This is a genomic window from Ensifer sp. ZNC0028 (genome assembly GCF_000799055.1).
Taxonomy (GTDB): domain Bacteria; phylum Pseudomonadota; class Alphaproteobacteria; order Rhizobiales; family Rhizobiaceae; genus Ensifer.
Genome location: NZ_JTLA01000118.1, coordinates 1 through 6,259 on the forward strand (window position 1 = coordinate 1; position 6,259 = coordinate 6,259).

General features: G+C 59.9%; 5 protein-coding genes and 3 pseudogenes. 1 reads left to right on the forward strand and 7 read right to left on the reverse strand.

Features of this window, described 5'->3' with window-relative positions; genetic code table 11:
• The 4 genes and pseudogenes from L981_RS36080 to L981_RS26705 all read right to left on the reverse strand — a co-directional run.
• Positions 1-108 (reverse strand): annotated as a pseudogene (locus tag L981_RS36080) (head protein); the annotation flags it as partial.
• A complete protein-coding gene (locus L981_RS26700) occupies positions 105-743 on the reverse strand; it encodes a hypothetical protein (protein ID WP_043623561.1) in 639 nt (212 codons plus the stop codon). The pseudogene L981_RS36080 and the gene L981_RS26700, both read right to left, overlap by 4 nt.
• A 258-nt stretch (positions 744-1,001) precedes the next feature.
• Positions 1,002-1,293: pseudogene (locus L981_RS35250) on the reverse strand (DUF5309 family protein); the annotation flags it as partial.
• Positions 1,294-1,346: 53 nt separating this feature from the next.
• Entirely contained in the window at positions 1,347-2,996 is a 1,650-nt protein-coding gene (locus tag L981_RS26705) for a hypothetical protein (RefSeq protein WP_156134246.1), read from the reverse strand.
• A 54-nt stretch (positions 2,997-3,050) separates the two neighbouring features.
• Here L981_RS26705 and L981_RS34750 point away from each other — a divergent pair, with 54 nt between their 5' ends.
• Positions 3,051-3,251: a hypothetical protein gene (locus L981_RS34750; protein WP_156134247.1), complete on the forward strand. Its 201-nt coding sequence runs from the start codon at positions 3,051-3,053 to the stop codon at positions 3,249-3,251.
• 447 nt (positions 3,252-3,698) lie between these two features.
• Here the strand turns inward: L981_RS34750 and L981_RS26710 are convergent, their stop codons facing one another.
• The 3 genes and pseudogenes from L981_RS26710 to L981_RS26715 all read right to left on the reverse strand — a co-directional run.
• The gene (locus L981_RS26710) at positions 3,699-5,330 is read right to left on the reverse strand and encodes a hypothetical protein (RefSeq protein WP_156134248.1); all 1,632 of its coding nucleotides are present in this window, start codon (positions 5,328-5,330) and stop codon (positions 3,699-3,701) included.
• A gap of 292 nt (positions 5,331-5,622) precedes the next feature.
• Positions 5,623-5,892 (reverse strand): annotated as a pseudogene (locus L981_RS34755) (hypothetical protein); the annotation flags it as partial.
• Between the two features lie 134 nt (positions 5,893-6,026).
• A partial coding sequence (locus L981_RS26715; RefSeq protein WP_197067200.1) for a DUF5309 family protein occupies positions 6,027-6,259 on the reverse strand: 233 nt, incomplete at its 5' end.

The window sequence follows — 6,259 nt, forward strand, 5'->3', positions numbered from 1 at the left end:
GCGCCACGTTGGCGTCGGACATGAAGGTGACGAAGACCGATTTCACTTGAAGCGAGAAACCGAGACGTGGCGGAAGTTGGCGCCGTTCTGGTGGCCCGTCTGCATCACCCAGCGACGAGATCCTGAATCTCGCGTCCTCGGACGAGAAACCAGTCAAAGATCCGCGCCCACCATCGGCCCTTGGTGTCCCATTCCTCGGAAAACGGGTTGACGACATCCGGCAGCGCCCAGATGTTGTCGAGGTTCGCTCGCGACACAGAGCAGTGCAAATCGGCGCCGGTTTCCCCGGTCGGCAGCGGCTTGGAAACATAGAAGTTTTTCTGGGTTTGCACCGGGAACTTTAACGCCCTCAGCGACTCATCATCGCCTTCAAAGCCTTCAGGGAAATGGTCCCGAAGCGCGAGCACCGCCCCCGCAGGCGTTTCATCAACCTGAAACCCCCATTCAAAAGAGGTCGGCCGCGGGCCATAGTAAAAGTCTGTCTGCTGCCGGTAGCCGGTAAGGCGAAGGCCAAACGCCTCCACTGGCGGATCGAATTTGACGATCTCGATACGCTCCTCAGAAAGATAACTGATCCTGACTTCCAGAGGGCGAAACGCCGCTCGTTCGCTGGCGAAAACCTCGAAGAAACCGAGGTCGCAGTCAAATAGGGCCTCGACCGCGCGCTCCGCCCCTGCAAGAGCGGGTGACGAAAAACCGACGATCCACAGCGCCGAGAGCGCCTTAACCACACCTTTGAACAAGTATCCTCCTTGGGCCCATACCGCCACATCTGGCCGCCGACCCCGCATATGGGTCATCCTCAGCGCACTAGCCTGACACGATCAATGCGATCAAGATCGGCGAGAGCACTCGCATAGCTGGCAGAACATTTCAGGAACGCTTACAAGAAGGATATCCTGTCCGGCAGCCGTGTTGCCACATATGCTCCGGCCGGATCTGCGCCCCTCGCAAGACGTCACTCCCAGAAGCGGAGCGCGTCTCGCAACGAGAAACTGCGCCGGTTCCTCATAGTAGTCGGCAGTCGCCACGATCGTGTTGCGCTCGCCGCCCTGCGAGACGGCGTAGCGGAACGGTGCAACATTGGCGTCGGACATGAAGGCGACGAAGACCGATTTGACGTCGGGCGAAACCGAGAGATGGCGGGTTCGCGCCGTTCTGGTAACCGGTCTGCATCACCTGGTCGAAGATCGCCTTGGTGAAGGGCGCTCAAGTTCCGTCGCTCAGTGCCACCGTCAGCCCCGTCGTCGGGTTGTAGCCGCCATTGGCGCCGCCGGCTACGCGCGAGACGTGCAACGGCATTGGCCGAAGAGCCTATTGCAGTTCTACGGCACCCTTCCCGTGTCTTATTTCAGAAAGAGGTCGCCGGATTTCAACAGTTCCATGCCTGATGCGAGCGGCGTCGTGCACCCCAAGAATCCCTCGTCAAACTCGAGATCCGGAGATGGTGTGTAGCCGGTTTCGTCGGTCTGAAGGTCGAACAACCACCCCTTGCCGGACACACGAACGCTTCCTGTGCGTCTCTCGGTGGTGCGCTCGATCCTGCTCATGCCGTCCGGTGATTGAAAACCCCATCTCAGTTTCATCTCGCCTTCAACATTCACGCGCCTCTGAATGTATCCCGTCAGCGTGAAGCCCGAGGCATAGACCGGCTTTTCGAACGCCACACGCATTGGCGCATGCGCTGCGTCTCCCTCCTTGCGGTATGGGCCGGCGGCCTGCTTGAACGCCACCTTGCCGAAAGCATTTTTTTCCTCGCCCAGCGCCTCGAAGAAATCCGCCCGGCATTGCAGCAGGGCATTGATCAGCCGGTTGCCGCGGCCTACCGGTGGTGGCCCAAGTTGGGCCCAGCCGAAGGTCTCGGCTGCTTCCGGCAGGCGAAAGTCCTTCGTCTCGGCTTCGTCGGGTTCGCAGGTCACCGTCGCCTGCTCATCGGGATCGAAGTAGGAACGCAACGTCAGGTGCTGCGAAACCGGCGTGGCACCGACATCCTTGTCGACCAAACTCCAGTAATACGTAAATCTCGCACCGTACTGAGCCGCGATAGCACGAGCGGCTCCATCGGGCGTCTGAGCGACCTGAAGGGCCCAGGCAAAGCGCGTCGGTTCACCAGACTGAACCGTCTTTCGTTGAAAGAACCGGACGATGCGGAGGCCAGCAATCTCGATCGGGTGTTCGAATGTCACGGTTTCGTTGTAGGTCTTCTCCGCTTCGGGAATGTGAGGCGCGTTGTCCGGGCTCTCCCAAGGCTCGATACGGACCTGCGGGAAGATGCGTCTTTCAGCCTTCAACACCTCGAAGAAAGAGGGCTTGCAGGCGACGAACGCGTCAAGAACATGGTTGGTCTTGACGGCTGGCCGCCTCGCCGACGGAAACAGGTCCTCAGCGTCCGGAAGGCGCCTCCTGCCAGTCTCCTCATCGGTCGTCAGTTCCGCCATTCGATCCTTGGACGCGTCACACATGACGAGGGATCGTGAAGGGTCGTTTGCCTGGCGAACGACGATTTTTCTGTAACTGTCTTCCGGCGCGACCGATGCGTCGCCCTGTGGAACCGATTGGGCATCGAGCTTCAACTCGAGCGCACCGCCATCCTTTGCCACGAACCGGGCACCGGGAAGCATTCCCTCGATCGCCTTGGCGATGTCAGATACGCGCCGCTCGACCTCAAAACCCCACGTGATGTGCGGAACGGCAATGCCGACGGCCTCAAACTGGACATAGCCGGTGAGCGACAGGCCACCGACGTCGACAGGCGCCGCGAACGCGATCGTTTGCCCTGTGACACCATCCGACATGCTCCAGTCATGGGGCCCGATCACTGCTGCGCCAAAATCCGCCCTGTCACTGCCGAGAAGCGAAAAGATGTCCGCCTTGCAGGCGAGGAACGCGCCAAACACCTGTCTTGCACTGCCGGATGACGCTTGCGAGGACGCCGCCGGGATCGCCGAACTCAAGACAAACAAGGCCGCCAGGGCCGACACGCACCACCTGAACACGATCCCTCCAAGGCCAACGCCGGACGTCTCTAATGAATGGAAAATTGAGAGTGCATGCTGTGGTCGATCCTCAGCGCACCGACGAATTCGACCGGTACGCCGACCCCTTCGTTCACTCGCAAAACTTGTAGAACATTAAGAGAACAAGCACAAGAGATCGTCGAGAAGAAATCGCATCTCTCGCCCGGCGCAATCAACCACAGCTATCGCCGTTCGTGCCGTGACGAACTCGGCGATGGCAACGGAACCGGCTGAACTACGACACGGCCATCCTTCGGCCACCGCCTCGCATTTGATGCCGCCTAGCGCCGCCAGGGTGGATCTGAGACAGGATTGCCCATCGGATTGGCAGGGGGAACGGGTGTCTCGACAGAGTAATCCGGAAGCTGCAGCGCTCGCCGCGCTAACGCTTGACGTTCACAAAGCTTCATCTTGGCGGAGTTGGGACGCTCGTACTTGTCGGCGACGACGTATGTAGCGTCGTCGATATCCTCGGCAGTCGACAACGGCTCCCGTACACCGCGCTCACCATTGAGGGGTTCGTGCTGAAGCCATAATTTGCCTCAGCGGGATCATACTCGGGGTAGGATACGTTCAGTTCGGCCGCCTGCCCGGTGTTTCGGTAAAAATCTGCGTATCCGCCATTGGTGCCGCAGGCCGCGAGAGATGGCGCGGGGGGCGACCAAGGGATGCCGGCAGCTTTTACCGCCCCGCGTCTGCGTTCCGAAAGAGGTTGGGCGGCTCCGGTATTTCGCCAGGAGCAAGGGGTGTCGTGCAGCCGATGAAGCCGTCAGCAAAACCCAGTGCTTCAGAGGGCGTATAGGCGGTCGCTGAGGCCTCCAGGTCTAGCGCCCACCCATGGCTCTCGACATACGTGCTGCCGGTGCGGTTCTCCGCGACATATATAAGGTCGTCCCTGTTTCCCGGCGTTTGTAGTCCCCATATCAGTTTCGGATCGCCGGCCACATCGACACGTTGCTGGATGTACCCGTTCAAAAGGAAGCTTGAAACATAGACAGGCTTCTCGAAAGCTACTCGCAGTGTCGCATGTGCAGCGTCTTCCGGCTGTCGATAGGGCCCCATGCTCATCTTGAATGTCACCTTGCCGAAGACGTCCTTCTCTTCTTCAAGTGACGCATAGAAATCCTGTCGGCATTGCAGGAGCGCGTTCATCAGCCTGTTGCCGCCGATCATCGGCGGCGGCCCGAGCTGGGCCAATCCGAAAGTCTCCTCCGCCCACGGCAAGCGCAAGTCTCTCGTTTCGACTTCGTCGGGTTCGCAGGTTACGGTTGTCTGCTCGTCAGGGTCAAAATAGGAATCGAACTTCAGGTCTTTCGAAACTGGGCCGGTGGCGGCATCCTTTGAGCTCAGAGAAGAAAAATCTCCCCAAAATCTCACTCGATATCGCTCGGCAAGAGCGCGCGCGACTTCATCAGGCGTTGCCTTCACCTGAAATGCCCAGGCAAAGCGCGTCGGCTTACCCTCTTCAATCGACTTTCGCTGAAAGAAGCGCACGACGGAAAAATCACCGACCGTCATGGGATGCTCGAACGTGACCACTTCGTTGTAGGCATTCTCGGCCCCTGGGACATGAGGCCTGTTGGCCGGGCTTTCAAAGGCTTCGACCCGGAACCGCGGAAAGGACTTTCTTTCGTCCCACAGGACATTGAAGAACGAGGGCCTGCAGGCAACGAAAGCGTCAAGAATCTTGTCGGCTTCGCCCCCCGGCCCTTTCGCCGATGGAAACAGGTCCTCCGGTGAAGGCAACCGCTTCCTTCCCGTCTCCTCGTCGGTTGTGAGACCCGACATCAGATCCTTGGAAACGTCGCAAATCACGAGCGCTCGTGAGGAGCTGTCCGCCGGGCGAACGACGATTTTTCTATAGCTGTCCTGCGAGGCGACGGATGCGTTGCCCTTTTGCGCCTCAAGGTCGGCATTGAGCTTCAGTTCAAGTGCGTCAGCATCTTTGGCAACGAACTTGGCGCCGGGCAGCAGCGACTCAAGCGTTTTGACGACCTCAGACACGCTCCGCTCCACCTCGAAGCCCCAGGCAAAGTGCGGAACGGCAATGCCGACCGCCTCGAACTGGACGTATCTGCCAAGCGGCATCCCATCGGCATCGGCAGGCGCAGCAAACTCGAGGATGTGCCCGGTTATCCCATCCGAGGCGAAGTGGTCGTAAGGCTTGATCGCTATTGCGCGAAAATCCGCCTTATCGCTGGTCAGCAGGGAAAAGATGTCGGATTTGCAAGCCAGGAACGCTCCAAACACCCTTCCCGCGTCGATGCGCGCGGCCGCAGCAGGCGTCGCAAACGCAAGCAGACACACGAACACGCAAAACCGCTTAAGAACGCTAGACTCCACCTGCTGAACTCACCTTTTAACTTGAATGTTGTCTCTGAGGACGAATGCGTCGACCACGCCCTTGACGCAGGCGCAACCACTGCGGTCACACACCCACTGCGAACCCGTTATGTTTGTAGAACATTACGGGAACGAAGGCAACGGAAATTTGGCAGCGCTGTCAGTCGGAGGTGTGTCATGACGGCTCATGTGACACCGCGCCGGGCCTAGGCATTTCGGAGTCTCCGCTGCGCGCCTGTCGGTCCCGCAACGGAGCACGCGCCTAGCGGTTTGCCTTACTCCAGGGCTGAGACCACGGCGGCCCGTCAACTGGACGTGGCGTCGGCACGGGCGGCTCATAGTTCGGCAGGTTCATGGCACGGCGCGCCAGCTTTTGACGCTCTGCGAGCTTCGGTTTGCCTGACCTCAAGTATACTCGCTCGACGATGCGCGCGGCGTCATCAGCAGTGTCGACCTGGCTCAGTTCGTTCAGAACTTTCTTTTCCGGCGTATTCAAGAGCTCGTGCTCCAGAAAGCCGTAGTTTGCTTCAAACGATTCTTGGTGCGATCGCCCGACCGCCTCATGGGGGCCGCGAGAGCGCCGACGAGCGAGAGCGGCTCCTCGAAGCCGCTCAAGCTGCCGACACTGCGGTCGGGTTCACGCCTGCGAGGGAGAGGGCTCTTCGATCAGCTCGCCGCACTCAAGCCGAAGAGGTCGGCCGCAACGCCCAGCCCCTTTTCGTTGTGGACCTTCAGCGTGCCCTCACCGATGATCACGCCCTTGTCGGCGTCGCCGGTCTTGGCCACCGCCTTGTCCTCCTGGATGTTGCGCAGCCACAGGAAGGAGAGCATGTCGGTGTCGAGGAAGTAGGCGTTGCGCGCGAGCTTGGCGCTGCCCGCCTGCACCCGGTTCGGGTGGA

Coding starts and splice junctions, on each gene's coding strand:
- L981_RS34750 (WP_156134247.1), top strand. CDS start 3,051: ATGCTGTGGTCGATCCTCAGCGCACCGACGAATTCGACCGGTACGCCG.